Source organism: Pseudomonas parakoreensis (genome assembly GCF_021602155.1).
In the GTDB taxonomy this organism is placed as follows: Bacteria; Pseudomonadota; Gammaproteobacteria; order Pseudomonadales; family Pseudomonadaceae; genus Aquipseudomonas; species Aquipseudomonas parakoreensis.
The window spans coordinates 232199-250526 of the sequence record NZ_BQHY01000008.1; the positions used below are offsets into that span (position 1 = coordinate 232199).

Here is an 18328-nt window from a genome sequence, read left to right on the forward strand (position 1 = left end):
TCCATCATTCTTATTCGGCTGATTCCACGGCCGCGAGCATACGCACCACGTCTACCGTTTCCGCCACATCATGGACGCGCAATATACGCGCTCCTTTAACCGAAGCGAGTGCTGCGAGAGCCAGACCACCATACAGGCGCTCACCCACGGGGCGGTTCAATGCGTGGCCGATCATGCTTTTGCGTGAGACACCGACCAATAGCGGACGCCCCAGCGCATGCAGGGCTTCCATATGCTTGAACAAGCTTAGATTGTGCTGCAGGGTTTTCGCGAAACCGAAACCAGGATCAAGAATGATCCGCTCTGCCGGAATGCCTGCCGCCGCACATTGAGCCATGCGCTCTGCCAGAAACTCACCGACTTCCCGGGTAACGTCCTGATAGCGCGGATTGTCCTGCATGTCACCCGGCTCGCCGAGCATATGCATCAGACAGACCGGCAACCCGGTCGCGGCTGCGGCATCCAGCGCACCATCGCGGCGCAACGAGCGCACATCATTGATCAACCCGGCACCCAGGCGCGCTGTTTCACGCATCACCGCAGGTGTCGAAGTATCGACCGAGATGACCACATCCAGCTCGCGATTGATCAGCTCCACAATCGGAGCTACGCGTTCCAATTCCTCGAGCGGTGAAACCGCGCGCGCACCAGGCCGGGTCGACTCACCGCCGACATCGATCAGCGTCGCCCCAGCAGCCACCATGGCTGCGGCGTGACGCAAGGCCACGTCGAGCTGGTTGTACCGGCCACCATCGGAGAAGGAATCGGGAGTGATATTGAGAATGCCCATGACATGCGTCCGGGCCAAATCAAGAACCCGGTTGCCGCAAGGCAACCGGGTCAGGGACTGTGCAGAAGTCATTTCAAACCTTAAACATCAGCAGCCGGACCGCCGATCGGTGTTTCCGGACGCTCATCCTGAATCACCGGAGGCGGAGGCGTACCCGTGCCACCTGTCCAGTCACGCGGCTCACGTGGCGTACGACCCGCCATGATGTCGTCGATCTGCTCGGCATCAATGGTTTCGTACTTCATCAGCGCATCAGCCATGGCATCCAGCTTGTCACGGTTGTCCGTGAGGATCTGCTTGGCCGTGCCGTAACACTGGTCGATGATGCTGCGCACTTCGGAGTCGATAAGTTTGGCTGTCTCACCGGAGAAGCTGGCATTCTGACCACCACCACCGCGACCGAGGAACACTTCGCCCTCTTCTTCGGCGTACATCAGAGGACCGAGTTTTTCCGACAGGCCCCACTTGGTCACCATGTTCCGCGCAATCTGACTGGCACGCATGATGTCGTTGGAAGCGCCGGTGGTCACACCATCGAAACCAAGGGTCATCTCTTCGGCGATACGGCCACCGTACAGCGAGCAGATCTGGCTGATCAGCGCACGCTTGGACAGACTGTAACGATCCTCTTCAGGCAGGAACATGGTCACGCCCAGCGCACGGCCACGCGGAATGATCGAAACCTTGTAGACCGGATCATGCTCAGGCACAACGCGCCCAACGATCGCATGGCCCGCTTCGTGATAAGCAGTGTTCTGTTTCTCTTTCTCGGACATGACCATGGATTTGCGCTCGGCGCCCATCATGATCTTGTCTTTGGCCAATTCGAACTCTTTCATTTCAACGATGCGCTTTCCGCTACGTGCCGCGAACAGCGACGCTTCGTTGACCAGGTTGGCCAGATCGGCACCGGAAAAGCCTGGGGTACCACGGGCGATAACGGCTGGAGCCACGTCATCACCCATTGGCACTTTCCGCATGTGAACCTTGAGAATCTGCTCGCGACCGCGGATATCCGGCAAACCTACAACGACCTGACGGTCGAAACGGCCCGGACGCAGCAGCGCAGGGTCAAGTACGTCAGGACGGTTGGTGGCAGCGATCACAATGATGCCGTCATTCATTTCGAAGCCGTCCATCTCTACCAGCAACTGGTTGAGGGTCTGCTCACGCTCGTCGTGACCGCCGCCCATGCCGGCGCCACGGTGGCGACCGACGGCGTCGATTTCGTCAATGAAGATGATGCACGGCGCGTGCTTCTTGGCCTGCTCGAACATGTCGCGAACGCGGCTTGCACCAACACCCACAAACATTTCAACAAAGTCGGAACCGGAGATGGTGAAGAACGGCACTTTCGCTTCGCCGGCAATCGCCTTGGCCAGCAAGGTTTTACCGGTACCCGGAGGGCCGACCATCAATACGCCGCGAGGAATACGACCGCCGAGGCGCTGGAACTTGCCCGGATCACGCAGGAACTCAACCAGCTCACCAACTTCTTCCTTAGCTTCGTCGCAACCAGCAACGTCAGCCAGCGTGGTCTTCACCTGGTCTTCGGAGAGCAGGCGTGCCTTGCTCTTGCCAAAGCTCATCGGTCCGCCCTTGCCGCCGGCACCGCCCTGCATCTGGCGCATGAAGAACATGAACACCGCGATGATCACCAGGATCGGGAAGCTGGCCACCAGAAGTTGAGTCCAGATGCTTTGCTGCTCAGGCTGCTTGCCTTCAACCACAACGTGATTGTCGACCAGGTCGCCGATCAGGCCGTTGTCCTGGATCGCCGGACGAATGGTCTTGAAGCTGTCGCCATCGTTGCGCTTGCCGGTAATCACATAGCCGTCAACGGCTACGCGCTCGACCTTGCCATCCTTGACCTGCTGGATGAAGTCGGAATAGTTGAGGGTCTGCGGCTCGTTAGGGCTGGAGAAGTTGTTCATCACCGTCACGAGGACTGCCGCGATGATCAACCACAGGATCAGATTCTTTGCCATATCGTTCAATTAACTACCCTCTGAAGCAAGCTCCGCTAATGGCGCGCGCTTCGCATGATATTCACCGGCCTAACTTACTACATTACCTACAACTCTTGCAGGCGCCGTCTGTAACCCTTTGTGAAACACTTTCTACACAATATTCGCTTATGCACGCGGGGCAAAATACGAAAAACCTATCGCCCCGGCAAAAAACCTCGTTTTACTCATTACCGCCACGGTAACCCCAAGCCAGCATGTATTGCTCGCGGGAGCTGCCACGGGAGGAGTCCGGCTTGATCATCTGGATCTTGTCGAACTTCTTCCGAGCATCCTTCAGGTAGACATCAAAACCTTCGCCCTGAAAAATCTTGATCACAAAATTACCACCCGGCTTGAGTATCCGCTCCGCCAGATCAAGCGCCAGCTCGCAAAGGAACATGGCTTTTGGCATGTCCACTTCAGGCGTACCACTCATATTGGGGGCCATATCGGAAATCACAAGGTCCACCTGTGAATTACCCACGGCTTCAAGGATTCGCGCGAGCACTTCGTCCTCGGTGAAATCACCCTGAATAAAGGTCACGTCAGGGATACTGTCCATCTCCAGGATGTCCGAAGCGATCAGTCGCCCCTGACCACCGATCAGCCGGCTGGTGACCTGCGACCAGCCGCCGGGCGCCGCACCCAGGTCGACAACGCTCATGCCGGAACGGATCAGCTTGTATTTCTCCTGGATCTCCAGAAGCTTGTAACTCGCACGCGAGCGGTAGCCATCCTTCTGCGCCTGCTTCACATAAGGATCGTTGACATGTCGTTTCAGCCAACCAAGGCTTGTCTTGGAACGCGCCATTGGGCACCTCGATAATAAGGGTCGTGATTAATTGGGCGGATCCACGAACCCTCGGGTAAAATGGCCGCCATTTTACAGAATCCAGACGAAAGGGTCAGATTATGCCGCTCACTCCAGAGCAGAAGAAACAGTACAAATCCATTGGTCACCACCTGAAACCGGTTTTGACGGTGGCGGACAACGGTCTGACTGAAGGTGTATTAGCCGAACTTGAACGCGCCTTGGCGGATCACGAGCTGATCAAGATCAAGCTCAACATCCTCGACCGCGAGTCGCGCCTGGCGCACATTGCAGAGCTGTGCAAGGTCGGCAAGGCTGATCTGGTACAGGTCATCGGCAAGATGGCGCTGGTTTATCGCAAGAACTTCAGCGTCAACAAGCAGCTGTCGAACGTTCATCGCTTCAAGTGATGGCAAGGGTCAAGGGTGTGCTTCGCGCACCCTGCCACTCCATCCCGGTAGCGGCTGCAACACCAGCACCAGTCCAGAGAAGCCCAACAGCAGAAAACTGAATGCCTGCCAGCGCTGCGCTTGCGGCCAGCCGACATGCACGGCGACAAACATCGCACACGCATACAGTGCCATCAACAACACCTGCCCGCGAAAATCCCGCCACAGACTGGCAAGGCCCTCGACCCGTACCAGCACCAAAGCCTGAAAAATCACGCAGGCCGCGGCAAAAATCACCAGCGACACTTCGAACGCATCGGCAATCTCATCGATCAGCAACGGTGCCAGACCAATCTTGCCCAGCACCGGTCGCAAACCGAGATGAATCAGCCAGAAGCCGCCGACCCACAACGTCTGGGTCAGCTGCCAAAGCATGGTGCCCGCACGTAGCGGGCGCCTGCCTTCAGATGTGACGGACTTCGACAATCTCGTACTCGATAACACCACTCGGCGTTTTCACGGCAACCACGTCACCCTCTTCCTTGCCGATCAAGGCACGGGCCAAGGGCGAGCCGACCGAAATCTTGCCGAGTTTGAAGTCAGCCTCATCCTCACCCACGATGTGGTAAGCGACGCTTTCATCCGTCTCGACGTTGGCGATTTCGACAGTGGTACCGAAGATCACTTTGCCGGTGTGCGGAATGGTCGTGACATCGATGATGACCTGATTCTGGATCCGGCCTTCGATATCACGGATCCGCGCCTCGACCATGCCCTGCTGTTCGCGGGCGGCATGGTATTCGGCGTTTTCCTTCAGATCACCCAGCTCGCGAGCCGTACCGATGTCCTGGCTGAGCTTCGGACGAACGACCTTGGTCAGGTGAGCGTGTTCTTCTTCCAGGGCTTTTGCGCCCTGGACGGTCATTGGGTACTTGATCATGCCTTCAATCCTGCGTGTAGATCCTGCAAGCGGCGTACGGTCTTCTCGGGACCGAACTTCAGCGCTTCACAGATAGCCTCGCCCGCAGCAATGGTGGTGGTGCAGTAGATCTTGTGCTGCAGGGCATTACGACGAATGGAGTAGGAATCAGCGATCGACTGACGGCCTTCGGTGGTGTTGATGATCAGGGTGACTTCGTCATTCTTGATCATGTCGACCACGTGCGGACGACCCTCGGTCACCTTGTTCACGCGGCGCACTTTCAGGCCTGCGGCTTCGATCAGCTTGGCAGTACCGGCAGTGGCGACCACTTCGAAGCCCAAGTTGATCAGATCACGGGCCACGCCTGCAACCAGCGGCTTGTCATCGTCACGCACGCTGATGAACGCGGTACCGCCGGTCGGAAGCACTTCGCTCGCGCCCATCTGGGCCTTGGCGAAGGCTTCACCGAAGGTGTCGCCGACGCCCATCACTTCACCGGTGGACTTCATCTCCGGGCCGAGGATCGGGTCAACGCCAGGGAATTTGGCGAACGGGAACACCGCCTCTTTCACGCTGTAGAAGTTCGGGATGATTTCCTTGGTGAAGCCGATTTCCTTCAGGGTCTTACCGGCCATGACGCGGGCAGCGATCATTGCCAGGGAAACACCGATGCACTTGGACACGAACGGCACGGTACGCGAAGCACGCGGGTTGACTTCAATGACGTAGATGTCTTCGCCCTGCAGGGCCAGTTGCACGTTCATCAGGCCGACAACGCCCAGCTCCAGGGCCATTTTCTTGACCTGTTCGCGCATCTCGTCCTGGATGTGCGCCGGCAGCGAGTACGGCGGCAGCGAGCACGCGGAGTCACCGGAGTGAACGCCCGCCTGTTCGATGTGCTGCATGATCGCGCCGATCACCACGTCTTTGCCGTCGCAGACCGCATCCACGTCCATCTCGATGGCGCAGTTGAGGAAGTGGTCGAGCAGCACCGGGCTGTCGTTGGACACCTGCACCGCATCACGCAGGTAGCGCTTGAGTTCGTCTTCCTTGTAGACGATTTCCATCGCGCGGCCGCCCAGTACGTAGGACGGACGCACCACCAGCGGATAACCGATTTTCGCGGCAGCGCGCACGGCTTCGTCTTCGCTGCGCACGGTGGCGTTTGGCGGCTGACGCAGGTTCAGGCGCTCAACCATTTGCTGGAAGCGCTCACGGTCTTCGGCGCGGTCGATGGCGTCAGGGCTGGTACCGATGATCGGCACGCCAGCGGCTTCGAGGGCACGCGCCAGTTTCAGCGGAGTCTGGCCGCCGTACTGGACGATCACGCCTTTCGGCTTCTCGACGCGGCAGATTTCCAGTACGTCTTCCAGGGTTACCGGCTCGAAGTACAGACGGTCGGACGTGTCGTAGTCGGTGGAAACGGTTTCCGGGTTGCAGTTGACCATGATTGTTTCGTAGCCGTCTTCGCGCAGTGCGAGGGCGGCGTGTACGCAGCAATAGTCGAACTCGATGCCCTGGCCGATACGGTTCGGACCACCACCCAGAATCATGATCTTGTCGCGACCGGACGGCGCGGCTTCGCACTCTTCCTCGTACGTCGAGTAGAGGTACGCGGTGTCGGTGGCGAACTCGGCGGCACAGGTGTCAACGCGCTTGTAGACCGGGAACACTTCCAGCTTTTGACGGTGCGTACGCAGGTTTTTCTCGGTCACACCCAGCAGTTTGGCCAGACGCTGATCAGAGAAGCCTTTGCGCTTGAGCTTGAACATCAGGTCGCGGTCGATAGCGGACAGACCGAGGGTCTTGACCTTCTCTTCTTCCTTGATCAGATCTTCGATCTGCACCAGGAACCACGGGTCGATCATGTTCATGCCGAAAATGTCTTCGACGGTTATGCCGGCACGGAATGCGTCCGCCACGTACCAGATGCGCTCGGCGCCCGGCACGGTCAGCTCGCGCTTGAGGATGCTCATGCTTTCCGGGTTGCTCAGGTCGAGCTTCTCGTCCAGCCCGCAAACGCCCACTTCCAGACCGCGCAAGGCTTTCTGCAGGGATTCCTGGAAGGTGCGGCCGATGGCCATGACTTCACCGACCGACTTCATTTGCGTGGTCAGGCGCGCGTCAGCCTTGGCGAATTTCTCGAAGGCGAAACGTGGCAGCTTGGTCACAACGTAGTCGATCGACGGCTCGAAGGACGCCGGGGTCTTGCCGCCGGTGATGTCGTTGGACAGTTCGTCGAGGGTGTAGCCCACAGCCAGTTTGGCCGCGACTTTGGCAATCGGGAAACCGGTGGCTTTCGAAGCCAGTGCCGAGGAACGCGATACGCGCGGGTTCATCTCGATCACGACCATGCGGCCAGTGTCCGGGCAGATACCGAATTGCACGTTGGAGCCGCCGGTCTCGACGCCGATCTCGCGCAGTACCGCCAGCGAGGCGTTACGCAGGATCTGGTATTCCTTGTCGGTCAGGGTCTGTGCCGGAGCAACGGTGATCGAGTCACCGGTATGCACGCCCATCGGGTCGAAGTTTTCGATCGAGCAGACGATGATGCAGTTGTCCTTTTTGTCGCGGACAACTTCCATTTCATATTCTTTCCAGCCGATCAGCGATTCGTCGATCAGCAGCTCTTTGGTCGGCGACAGGTCCAGACCGCGGGCGCAGATTTCTTCGAACTCTTCACGGTTGTAGGCAATACCGCCGCCGGTGCCACCCATGGTGAAGGACGGACGGATGATGCACGGGAAACCCAGACGCTCGAGAACGGCGTTGGCTTCTTCCATGCTGTGGGCGATACCGGAACGCGGGCATTCCAGGCCGATGGATTTCATGGCCTTGTCGAAACGCGAACGGTCTTCAGCCTTGTCGATGGTGTCGGCGTTGGCACCGATCATTTCCACGCCGAACTTTTCCAGAACGCCTTCGCGCTCCAGATCCAGGGCGCAGTTCAGTGCAGTCTGGCCACCCATGGTTGGCAGCACCGCGTCCGGGCGTTCTTTTTCGATGATCTTGGCCACGGTCTGCCACTTGATCGGCTCGATGTACGTGGCGTCAGCCATGTCCGGGTCGGTCATGATGGTGGCCGGGTTGGAGTTCACCAGGATGACGCGGTAACCCTCTTCGCGCAGGGCTTTGCAGGCCTGGGCGCCGGAGTAGTCGAATTCGCAGGCCTGACCGATAACGATCGGGCCAGCGCCGAGAATCAGGATGCTTTTAATGTCTGTACGTTTTGGCATGGGTTTGTCACTCAAATCCGCAGGTCAGTCGGCAAGCCGTCTTGATCGATTTCTGAAGCCCTGAGGGGCGCCACCGGTGTCGGGGCCGCCCTCGAGGGCTTCTCGCTACAGTCTCAAGGCGAACGCTTAGCGTCGCTTGGCCATCTCGTTGATGAAGCGGTCGAACAGGGGCGCCACATCGTTCGGGCCCGGGCTCGCTTCAGGGTGGCCCTGGAAGCTGAACGCGCTCTTGTCGGTGCGCTCGATGCCTTGCAGGGTGCCATCGAACAGCGATTTGTGGATCGCACGCACGTTGGCCGGCAGGGTCGCTTCGTCAACCGCGAAACCGTGGTTCTGGCTGGTGATCATCACGACGCCAGTGTCCAGATCCTGTACCGGGTGGTTGGCACCGTGGTGGCCATGGCCCATTTTCAGGGTCTTGGCGCCGGAGGCCAGAGCCAGCAGCTGGTGACCAAGGCAGATACCGAAGACCGGAATTTCGGTTTCCAGCACTTCCTTGATCGCCTTGATCGCGTAGTCGCAAGGCTCCGGGTCACCAGGGCCGTTGGACAGGAACACGCCGTCCGGCTTGAGCGCCAGCACGTCGGCTGCCGGGGTTTGCGCCGGCACCACGGTCACGCGGCAGCCGCGCTCGACCAGCATGCGCAGGATGTTCAGCTTGACGCCGTAGTCGTAGGCAACCACGTGGTATGGCAGCTCGGACGCTTCGAGGGTCGCGTGACTGTCGGTCTTCAGATCCCAGACAGTGGAGCGCCATTCGTACTTTTCCTTGGTGCTGACGACTTTCGCCAGATCCATGCCCTTCAGGCCCGGGAAGCCTTGCGCGGCGGCAATTGCAGCTTCTTCGGAGATGTTGTCGCCGGCCATGATGCAGCCGTTCTGTGCGCCTTTTTCACGCAGGATGCGGGTCAGGCGGCGGGTGTCGATACCGGCGATTGCTACAACGTTGTTGGCTTTCAGGTAATCGGACAGGGACATCGTGTTACGCCAGTTGCTCGCTACCAGCGGCAGGTCACGGATGACCAGGCCAGCGGACCATACTCGGTCGGACTCGGCATCTTCCGGCGTGGTGCCGGTGTTGCCGATGTGCGGGTAAGTCAGGGTAACGATCTGTTGGGCGTAGGAAGGATCGGTAAGGATTTCCTGATAGCCGGTCATTGCGGTGTTGAACACCACCTCACCAACGGTTTGACCGTCGGCTCCAATGGCTTCGCCGCGAAAAATGCTGCCATCAGCAAGGGCGAGTATGGCTGGCTTAGTCAAGAAGACCTCCCGTAAATAACGCATGAAAGGGCAATCGCAGGTTGTAAAAAAGCGGAGTGACGTATGGACACGTCACCCCGCTTCTTCACTGAATTATTCTGCGCGCTTTTAGTGGACACACTAAAGCTGTAGCTTACAGAAAAAGGCTTTTTTGGTCCACCGCTAAAGAGCCTAAAAGGCCGGAGAATGCGACAGGGCGTCGCGCGGTGGAGAAAAACCAGCGCAAACCGGGCGTTTGCGCTGGGTAAAACATTCAATCAATGCAGGTCGAGCACGTCCTGCATGTCATACAGACCCGGCTCGCGGCCATCCAGCCACAACGCCGCACGCACCGCGCCCTTGGCGAAGGTCATGCGACTGGAAGCCTTGTGCGTGATCTCCAGGCGCTCGCCTTCGCAGGCAAACAGCACGGTGTGATCACCGACCACATCACCACCGCGAACGGTGGCGAAACCAATGGTTTCCCGCTCGCGCGCCCCGGTGTGACCTTCACGACCATAGACCGCAACTTTCTGCAGATCACGATCCAGCGCATCGGCAATCACTTCACCCATGCGCAGCGCCGTGCCCGAAGGCGCGTCAATCTTGTGCCGGTGATGCGCTTCGATGATCTCGATGTCGGCATCGTCGCCCAGCACCCGGGCAGTCATTTCGAGCAGCTTCAGCGACAGGTTGACCCCGACACTGAAGTTGGCCGCAAACACGATCGGAATATCCTTGCCCGCCTCGGCCAGCAGTTGCTTCTGCGCAGCGTCGAGCCCGGTGGTGCCGATGACCATGGCCTTGCCAGCCTTGCGACAGAACGCGAGGTTTTTCAACATCACTTCCGGCAGGGTGAAGTCGATCAGCACATCGAACTCTTCAGCCACCGATTCGAGGTTGCCGGACAACGGCACACCGATACGACCCAGCGAAGCCAGCTCACCGGCGTCCACTCCGATCAGCGTACTGCCGGGACGAACGATCGCCGCAGTCAGGCCGGTCAATGGCGCGCGCTGTTGCACGGCTTCGACCAGAATCTTGCCCATGCGCCCGGCGGCGCCCATCACAGCTATACGTCGCATGCCGACTCCTTACAGATCGCCGAAGAAGCGCTTCACACCATCGAACCAACCAGTGGTTTTCGGCGAGTGGCTGTTATCGTCCGCCAGCGAGCTGCGGAATTCTTCGAGCAGTTCGCGCTGACGACGATTCAGATTGACCGGGGTCTCGACCGCTACGCGGCACATCAAGTCGCCCGCACCACCGCCACGCACCGGCGCCACGCCTTTGCCGCGTACACGGAACTGCTTGCCGGTCTGGGTGCCTTCGGGGATTTTCAATTTGACGCGACCGTCGAGGGTCGGGATTTCCAGCTCGCCGCCGAGCGCCGCATCAACAAAGCTGATCGGCACTTCGCAGAACAGGTGCTTGCCATCGCGCTGGAAGATGTCGTGCTCGCGCACGTTGATCACCACGTACAGGTCGCCGGTCGGGCCGCCCTGGGTGCCCGCCTCGCCCTCGCCGGACAGACGAATGCGGTCGCCGGTATCAACACCAGCCGGCACTTTGACCGACAGGGTCTTGTATTCTTCGACGCGACCGTCGCCGTGGCAGGAATCGCACGGATCGGAAATGATCTTGCCCTGGCCATGGCAGCGCGGGCAGGTCTGCTGCACCGAGAAGAAGCCCTGCTGCATGCGCACCTGACCGATGCCGCCGCAGGTCGGGCAGGTCGATGGCGACGAGCCTTTCTTCGCGCCGGAACCGTCGCACGGCTTGCAGTTGACCAGTGTCGGAACGCGGATATTCACGGTGGTACCGCGTACCGCTTCTTCCAGATTCAGCTCCAGGGTGTAGCGCAAATCGCTGCCGCGCTGGGCGCCGCCACGGGAACCGCCGCGACCGCCACCGAAGAAGTCACTGAAGACATCGCCAAAGATGTCAGAGAAATTCTGCCCGCCGAAACCGGCACCACCGCCACCCATGCTTGGGTCGACGCCAGCATGACCGTACTGGTCGTAGGCCGCGCGCTTGCTCGAATCGGACAATACTTCGTAGGCTTCGTTGGCCTCTTTGAACAGTTCTTCCGACGCTTTGTCATCGGGATTACGGTCCGGGTGGTGCTTCATCGCCAGGCGACGATAGGCCTTTTTCAGGTCTGCATCGCTTGAACCACGCTCGACACCCAATACTTCGTAATAGTCACGCTTTGCCATAAGTCTTTGCACTCTTGAGGACGTTCGGCAAACCCCTCCTGAGGATGGCCAAACTCGTTGAGCCCCAATACAGGCCCGGACCCAACTCACGTCAATTCAACGATCCTGGTCTTTGTTTCTTGTGGTACTTGCGGCACGAAAAGCAGGAGCATTCCCGGCCATACCAACAGCATGCAAGGCTTGTCGCATGCTGTAAAAATTCACGTATTCCAGATACGCCAACGCGGGAGCAAGCTCCCGCGCGGCGACATCCTACCAGTCACCGCCGCAAGGCAGTCAACCGGCCGACCAACAACTTACTTGTGGTCTTTGACTTCTTCGAACTCGGCATCGACAACATCGTCAGCCTTTTCAGCTTTCTCGTCGTGCGGCGCCGCGCCTTCAGCAGGCTGAGCCTGTTCGGCGTACATCTTCTGGGCAACCGGAGCCGAGACTTTCGACAGCTCTTCGATCTTCGCTTCGATGGCAGCCTTGTCGTCGCCTTTCACAGCGGCTTCCAGTGCAACCACGGCAGCTTCAATCGCGGTCTTCTCTTCGGCGCTGACCTTGTCGCCCGCTTCGGTGACCATTTTGCGAGTCGAGTGAACCAGTGCGTCACCCTTGTTACGGGATTCAGCCAGCTCCGCGAACTTGCGGTCTTCCTCGGCGTTCAGCTCGGCGTCGCGAACCATCTTCTGAATTTCTTCATCCGACAGACCGGAGTTGGCCTTGATGGTGATCTTCTGCTCTTTACCGGTCGCCTTGTCTTTCGCGCCAACGTGCAGGATGCCGTTTGCGTCGATGTCGAAGGTCACTTCGATCTGCGGCACGCCACGTGGAGCAGGTGGAATGTCGGCCAGGTCGAACTTGCCCAGCGACTTGTTCTGCGCAGCTTGCTTACGCTCGCCTTGCAGGACGTGAATGGTCACGGCGCCCTGGTTGTCGTCGGCAGTCGAGAACACTTGCGATTTCTTGGTAGGAATCGTGGTGTTTTTCTCGATCAGCGCGGTCATCACGCCACCCATGGTTTCGATACCCAGGGTCAGCGGGCTGACGTCGAGCAGCAGAACGTCTTTCACGTCACCGGCCAGAACGGCGCCCTGGATCGCAGCACCCATGGCAACCGCTTCGTCCGGGTTCACGTCTTTACGTGCTTCTTTACCGAAGAAATCGGTCACCAGCTTCTGTACCAGCGGCATACGGGTCTGACCGCCGACCAGAATCACGTCATTGATCGCGCCAACGTCGATACCGGCGTCTTTCATGGCGATGCGGCAAGGTTCGATGGTGCGCTGAACCAGGTCTTCAACCAGTGCTTCGAGCTTGGCACGCGAAATCTTCACGTTCAGGTGCTTAGGACCGGTGGCGTCTGCAGTGATGTACGGCAGGTTGACGTCGGTCGACTGCGCGGACGACAGCTCGATCTTGGCTTTCTCAGCGGCTTCTTTCAGGCGCTGCATGGCCAGCGGGTCACCTTTGAGGTTCATGCCGCTTTCTTTCTTGAATTCGTCAACGAGGTAGTCGATCAGACGAATGTCAAAGTCTTCACCGCCGAGGAAGGTGTCACCGTTGGTGGCCAACACTTCGAACTGGTGCTCGCCGTCAACCTCAGCGATCTCAATCACCGACACGTCGAAAGTACCGCCACCCAGGTCGTAAACGATCACGGTGTGATCGCCCTTGGCCTTGTCCATACCGTAAGCCAGAGCCGCTGCGGTTGGTTCGTTGATGATACGTTTAACGTCCAGACCGGCGATGCGGCCGGCGTCTTTGGTCGCCTGACGCTGGCTGTCGTTGAAGTAGGCCGGAACGGTGATCACCGCTTCAGTCACAGGCTCGCCGAGGTAATCTTCGGCAGTCTTCTTCATCTTCTTCAGGATTTCAGCCGAGATTTGTGGCGGCGCCATTTTCTGGCCGTTCACTTCAACCCAGGCGTCGCCGTTGTCAGCCTTGGCGATTTTGTACGGGACCATCTTGATGTCTTTCTGTACGACTTCTTCGTCGAACTTGCGACCGATCAGACGCTTCACCGCGTACAGGGTGTTGTGCGGGTTGGTCACTGCCTGACGCTTGGCCGACTGACCAACGAGGATTTCACCATCGTTGGCGTAAGCGATGATCGACGGCGTGGTGCGCGCGCCTTCGGCGTTTTCGATAACTTTGGCTACGCCGTTTTCCAGCACGGAGACGCAGGAGTTGGTAGTCCCCAGGTCGATACCGATAATTTTGCCCATGTTCACTCTCCCGAAACTTTGGATTTTGTTGCCGCAGCAGTGGTGGCTAACTGCGGTAATACTTAAACGCTTGACTTCTAAATGGGGGCCTTGCGGCTAATTTCAAGCCTTCTCGTCAATCGAAGGCGAAATTGGCGCCGGCGCCTTGCTGACCACAACCATGGCCGGACGCAACAGGCGACCGTTGAGCTGGTAGCCCTTCTGGAACACCTTCAGAACGCTGTTCGGTTCAACGTCGGCGCTCTCCTGCATGGCCATCGCCTGATGGTGAACGGCGTTGAACGGTTCGCCATGCGGATCGATCGCTTCAAGCTGATAACGCTTGAGGGTGTCGTGGAACATTTTCAGGGTCAGCTCGATGCCTTCGCGCATCGGACGGATACTTTCGTCGTCCGGGCTCGACAATTCGAGACCGCGCTCCAGGCTGTCAACGATCGGCAGCAAGTCACCGGCGAATTTTTCCAGCGCAAACTTGTGCGCCTTCTCGACATCCTGCTCGGCACGGCGGCGGACGTTCTGCAGATCGGCAGCTACGCGCAGAGACTGATCCTGCGCGGCGGCCAACTGCTCTTCGAGCACTTGTACACGGGTCGCCAGGTCGTCACCCGAAGTTTCGGGCGCCTGATTGGCTTCTGGATTTTGCGTATCTACTGTCTGTTCGTCAGCCATAGAATTCTCCTTTCAATTACGTCCGCGAGCTGTACTCGCGCTTCTGCCCCGATATATGGGGCCGCAAAATCAGGCTTCAAGGGCCTGCAATGATTAACCCTACAAAAAAGTGCTGCATTGTCATTCCTGCTCGGACTAAGCATTTGATCGGATCAAGCAAATCGAGCTAAGCGAGGGCATTGTCAGGCCGAAACAAAACACTGTATAAATAACCAGACCTAAAGCCTGGGAGCGGCCTTTATGCTGGTGCACCTGTCCGTACACAACTACGCCATCGTTGAACATCTCGATCTCGAACTTGATCGCGGGATGAGCGTGATCACAGGGGAAACCGGCGCCGGCAAGTCAATCATGCTCGACGCCCTGGGCCTGACCCTTGGCGACCGCGCCGACAGCGGCGTGGTTCGCCCGGGCGCCGACAAGGCCGACATTCTGGCCACCTTCGACCTGGTCGACATTCCCGAAGCCCATGCCTGGCTGGCCGAGCGCGACCTCGAAAACGACGGCCCCTGCATCCTGCGCCGGGTGATCACCGCCGAAGGCCGTTCGCGCGGCTATATCAATGGCACACCCTGCCCGCTCGGTGATCTCAAGGCTCTCGGCGAACTGCTGATCGATATCCACAGCCAGCACGAACACCAGTCCCTGCTGAAAACCGACACTCACCGGCGCCTGCTCGACGAATACGCCGGCGCTACCGATCTGGCCCGCCAGGTGCAACTCGCCGCGCAGCGCTGGCGCCAGACCCGCCAGGAACTGGAGCGCCTCTCCAACTCGGGTGACGAGCAACGCGCGCGTCACCAATTGCTCAGCTACCAGCTCGAAGAGCTGGAGAACCTCGGCCTCGGCGAAAATGAACTCGAACAGCTGGAGCAGGAACACAAGAATCTGACCAACGCCGAAACCCTGCTTGGCATTTGCCGACAAGTGGTCGAGCAGTGCAGCGAAAGCGATTCCGGCAATGTGCTGAATGCGCTGACAGCCAGCCTCAACCGCCTGTCGAGCGTGAACAACTCGGTTGGCGCACTGGGCGAAGCCAGCAGCCTGCTGACCAGCGCGCAGATCCAGGTTGAAGAAGCCGTCGGCGAGCTCAATCGCTTCCTCGACAACTTCGATGCCGATCCGGCGCGCCTGCAGTATCTGGAAGAACGCCTCGACGCGATTTACACCCTGGCGCGCAAGCACCGGATCCAGCCAAACGAAGTCGCCGAGATGCAGCAGAAATTGCTCGATGAAATCGAGACATTGAATGCCAACGACGAATCCATCGAACGCCTGGGTGATGAACTGGCCTCTTATGCCCGCCATTATCAAGAGAAGGCCCGGGAACTGAGCGACTTGCGCCATCAGGCCGCCAGCAGCCTCGCCAGCGCCGTGGAGCAAGAGATCCAGCGTTTGGGCATGCCGGGCGGACGCTTCACCATCGAGCTGCGCGCCAATACCAGCGACGAACTACAGCCTAACGGCCTGGAACAAGTCGAACTGCTGGTCAGCGCCAACCCCGGCCAGCCGCTCAAGGCGCTGGCCAAAGTAGCCTCCGGTGGCGAGCTGTCGCGAATCAGCCTGGCGATTCAAGTGATCACTGCGCAGACCTCACGAGTGCCAACCCTGGTATTCGACGAAGTGGACGTGGGTATCGGCGGGCCGACAGCGGAAATCGTCGGTCAGTTGTTGCGGCGTCTTGGCGATCGCGGCCAAGTGCTGACCGTGACGCATTTGCCGCAAGTGGCGGCGCAGGGTCATCAGCATTTATTTGTGCACAAGGTTCGCGGTGAACAGGCTACCCACACCGCCGTGTCCAAACTGAGCAAGAACGACCGCATAGAGGAAGTAGCGCGGATGCTGGGCGGCATCGACTTGACCAAAGAGTCCTTGGCTCACGCGAAAAAAATGGTGGTCACGGCAAAAGTTTAAGAACGGCAGAAAGCACGAAGGCGACCCTTGAGTCGCCTTCGTTCGTTTCGCGAACCTGAAATTCGCGCGACATGCTTACTTTTTCTTGCGTACGTACAGCACCAGATTGTGATCTACCAGATCAACACCGTGCTCCTCGGCAATTGCCTTCTGGAGCTTTTCGATTTCCGGACTGACGAATTCGACGACTTCACCGGTTTCCACGTTGACCATATGGTCGTGGTGGCCACCGTCGGCCAATTCGAATACCGCGTGGCCACCGTCGAAGTTGTGACGGACCACGAGGCCAGCAGCTTCGAACTGGGTCAGAACACGGTAAACCGTGGCCAGACCGACGTCCTCGCCCGCTTCCATCAACGCCTTGTAGACGTCTTCGGCACTCATGTGACGCTGCTCGGTAGAGTCGAGCATTTGCAGGATCTTGACCCGTGGCAGGGTCACTTTGAGGCCGGCTTTGCGTAGTTCGCTATTTTCAACCATGGTCAGCTTTCTCGCGATGCTGCTTCGCAGCTTCTCTTAATGCGGGTATGATCGGCGTTTACGTTGTCCCAGCCAAGATAGTGGAAGTCGCCCACCGATGCAAAACACCAAGCTCTTGCTAACCAGTTTCACCTTTGTGGGACTGCTCGCACTCGCCGGTTGTTCATTCCCCGGGGTTTACAAAATCGACATCCAGCAGGGCAATGTCGTCACGCAGGACATGATAGACCAGTTACGCCCGGGAATGACCCGTCGGCAAGTACGGTTTATCATGGGTAACCCTCTGCTGACCGACACGTTCCATGCCGATCGCTGGGATTATCTGTACAGCCTGCAACCTGGTGGCGGTGAACGCCAGCAGGAGCGCGTGAGTGTCAACTTCAACTCCAACGACCAGCTTGTCAGCCTGTCCGGTGACTTCATGCCGGGCGTAAGCCGTGACGAGGCCATTCTCGGAAAGGACAGTGGCACCAGCGTGACCGCCCCTGCTGAAAACGCCGAGAAGCCGAAGCCGGAACAACCCGCCAAACCAGGCTCCTTGCTGGATTCGATCCAGAAGGACGTGGACGGTGTTGAAACCGTTCCGGTTCCGACGCCTGAGCCGCTGGACACCTCCCCGCAGTAATGCGCGAGGCAATAAAAAACCCGGAATTTCCGGGTTTTTTATTGCCTGCGATCTGGCCAGGCTACTGATTTCGCGCTTTGGCCTCGGCAGCCTTGGCCGCCCGCAGGCGTCGCACCTCTTTCGGGTCCGCCAGCAACGGCCGGTAGATCTCGATGCGCTCCCCCGCCTGAATCAAGCGAGCCCGTGGATCAGCCACCACCTTGCCGAAGATCCCCAGCGGACAATCACTCAGATCCAGCTCCGGGAATTCATCGCCAATACCTGACTTGAGCACCGCCTCTCGCACTGTCGTCCCTTCCGGGACGCTCAAAGTGCGCAGAAGCTGACGATCCACGGCGGCATACACCACTTCAATCTCGATCACCGGATCAACCATGCATCTGCTTGGCACGCTGGCAGAACGCATCCACCAACGTATTCGCCGCCTGATTGAACAGCGGGCCCAGTGTGGCGCGCACCAGCGGGCCGGCGTAGTCAAAAGACAGGTCAAGACTGATCTTGCAGGCTTTCTCGTTCAATGCCTTGAAGACCCAGACGCCATGCAGCTGGTTGAACGGGCCTTCTTCCAGATTCATCTCGATCGATTGCCCCGGCACCAACGTATTGCGCGTGACGAAGTGCTGACTGAGACCGCCCTTGGCCACGCCAACGCTGGCGCGCATGTGCTCGGGCGAGCTTTCCAGCACTTCGGCGGACGAACACCATGGCAAGAATTCCGGGTAACGCGCGACGTCGTTGACCAGGTCGTAGAGGAATTGCGCCGGGTATGGCAGCAACGCCGAACGTTGAATATGTGTCGTCATGTAAGC

General features: G+C 58.8%; 17 protein-coding genes. 3 read left to right on the forward strand and 14 right to left on the reverse strand.

The annotated features are described in order from the left end of the window. Positions 1-10 precede the first annotated feature (10 nt). From folP to rlmE, 3 genes are all read right to left on the reverse strand, one after another. Positions 11-862 (reverse strand): dihydropteroate synthase, encoded by an 852-nt coding sequence (gene folP / locus L6D63_RS14860; RefSeq protein ID WP_131671426.1) that lies wholly within the window; start codon positions 860-862, stop codon positions 11-13. A gap of 8 nt (positions 863-870) precedes the next feature. Continuing rightward, entirely contained in the window at positions 871-2778 is a 1908-nt protein-coding gene (gene ftsH / locus L6D63_RS14865; protein ID WP_027610779.1) for an ATP-dependent zinc metalloprotease FtsH, read from the reverse strand. A gap of 202 nt (positions 2779-2980) precedes the next feature. Next, positions 2981-3610, reverse strand: coding sequence for a 23S rRNA (uridine(2552)-2'-O)-methyltransferase RlmE (rlmE, locus tag L6D63_RS14870; RefSeq protein ID WP_003221536.1), 630 nt, complete (start codon positions 3608-3610; stop codon positions 2981-2983). Between the two features lie 101 nt (positions 3611-3711). Between rlmE and L6D63_RS14875 the strand changes: the two genes are divergently transcribed. Continuing rightward, on the forward strand, positions 3712-4020 hold the full coding sequence (locus L6D63_RS14875) for a YhbY family RNA-binding protein (protein ID WP_003221534.1): 309 nt from the start codon (positions 3712-3714) through the stop codon (positions 4018-4020). A gap of 9 nt (positions 4021-4029) precedes the next feature. Here the strand turns inward: L6D63_RS14875 and L6D63_RS14880 are convergent, their stop codons facing one another. The 8 genes from L6D63_RS14880 to grpE form a co-directional block, all read right to left on the reverse strand. Continuing rightward, positions 4030-4434 (reverse strand): MFS transporter, encoded by a 405-nt coding sequence (locus L6D63_RS14880; RefSeq protein WP_131671425.1) that lies wholly within the window; start codon positions 4432-4434, stop codon positions 4030-4032. Between the two features lie 28 nt (positions 4435-4462). After that, complete coding sequence (greA, locus tag L6D63_RS14885) at positions 4463-4939, reverse strand: transcription elongation factor GreA (RefSeq protein ID WP_041066788.1); 477 nt, start codon at positions 4937-4939, stop codon at positions 4463-4465. After that, positions 4936-8157, reverse strand: a complete 3222-nt coding sequence (carB, locus tag L6D63_RS14890) for a carbamoyl-phosphate synthase large subunit (RefSeq protein WP_131671424.1) — start codon at positions 8155-8157, stop codon at positions 4936-4938. The genes greA and carB overlap by 4 nt, the downstream gene beginning before the upstream one ends. 126 nt (positions 8158-8283) lie before the next feature. Continuing rightward, positions 8284-9420 (reverse strand): glutamine-hydrolyzing carbamoyl-phosphate synthase small subunit, encoded by a 1137-nt coding sequence (carA, locus tag L6D63_RS14895; protein WP_047291163.1) that lies wholly within the window; start codon positions 9418-9420, stop codon positions 8284-8286. Between the two features lie 257 nt (positions 9421-9677). Further along, a complete protein-coding gene (gene dapB, locus L6D63_RS14900; RefSeq protein WP_003221523.1) occupies positions 9678-10484 on the reverse strand; it encodes a 4-hydroxy-tetrahydrodipicolinate reductase in 807 nt (268 codons plus the stop codon). Between the two features lie 9 nt (positions 10485-10493). Further along, on the reverse strand, positions 10494-11618 hold the full coding sequence (gene dnaJ, locus L6D63_RS14905) for a molecular chaperone DnaJ (protein WP_003221522.1): 1125 nt from the start codon (positions 11616-11618) through the stop codon (positions 10494-10496). A gap of 296 nt (positions 11619-11914) precedes the next feature. Further along, complete coding sequence (dnaK, locus tag L6D63_RS14910) at positions 11915-13831, reverse strand: molecular chaperone DnaK (protein WP_003221521.1); 1917 nt, start codon at positions 13829-13831, stop codon at positions 11915-11917. A 102-nt stretch (positions 13832-13933) separates the two neighbouring features. After that, positions 13934-14500: a nucleotide exchange factor GrpE gene (grpE, locus tag L6D63_RS14915; protein ID WP_007961425.1), complete on the reverse strand. Its 567-nt coding sequence runs from the start codon at positions 14498-14500 to the stop codon at positions 13934-13936. 240 nt (positions 14501-14740) lie between these two features. Here grpE and recN point away from each other — a divergent pair, with 240 nt between their 5' ends. After that, entirely contained in the window at positions 14741-16414 is a 1674-nt protein-coding gene (gene recN, locus L6D63_RS14920; RefSeq protein ID WP_047291160.1) for a DNA repair protein RecN, read from the forward strand. Positions 16415-16489: 75 nt separating this feature from the next. Here recN and fur read toward each other — a convergent pair whose 3' ends face one another. After that, a complete protein-coding gene (fur, locus tag L6D63_RS14925; protein WP_003221515.1) occupies positions 16490-16894 on the reverse strand; it encodes a ferric iron uptake transcriptional regulator in 405 nt (134 codons plus the stop codon). Between the two features lie 97 nt (positions 16895-16991). On the opposite strand from fur, the gene L6D63_RS14930 reads away from it, so the two are divergent. Beyond that, entirely contained in the window at positions 16992-17519 is a 528-nt protein-coding gene (locus L6D63_RS14930; RefSeq protein ID WP_027610774.1) for an outer membrane protein assembly factor BamE, read from the forward strand. Between the two features lie 61 nt (positions 17520-17580). Here L6D63_RS14930 and L6D63_RS14935 read toward each other — a convergent pair whose 3' ends face one another. Next, positions 17581-17895, reverse strand: a complete 315-nt coding sequence (locus L6D63_RS14935) for an RnfH family protein (RefSeq protein ID WP_047291158.1) — start codon at positions 17893-17895, stop codon at positions 17581-17583. Beyond that, the gene (locus tag L6D63_RS14940) at positions 17888-18322 is read right to left on the reverse strand and encodes a type II toxin-antitoxin system RatA family toxin (RefSeq protein ID WP_003221509.1); all 435 of its coding nucleotides are present in this window, start codon (positions 18320-18322) and stop codon (positions 17888-17890) included. Before L6D63_RS14940 ends, L6D63_RS14935 begins: the two co-directional genes overlap by 8 nt. Between the last annotated feature and the right edge of the window lie 6 nt (positions 18323-18328).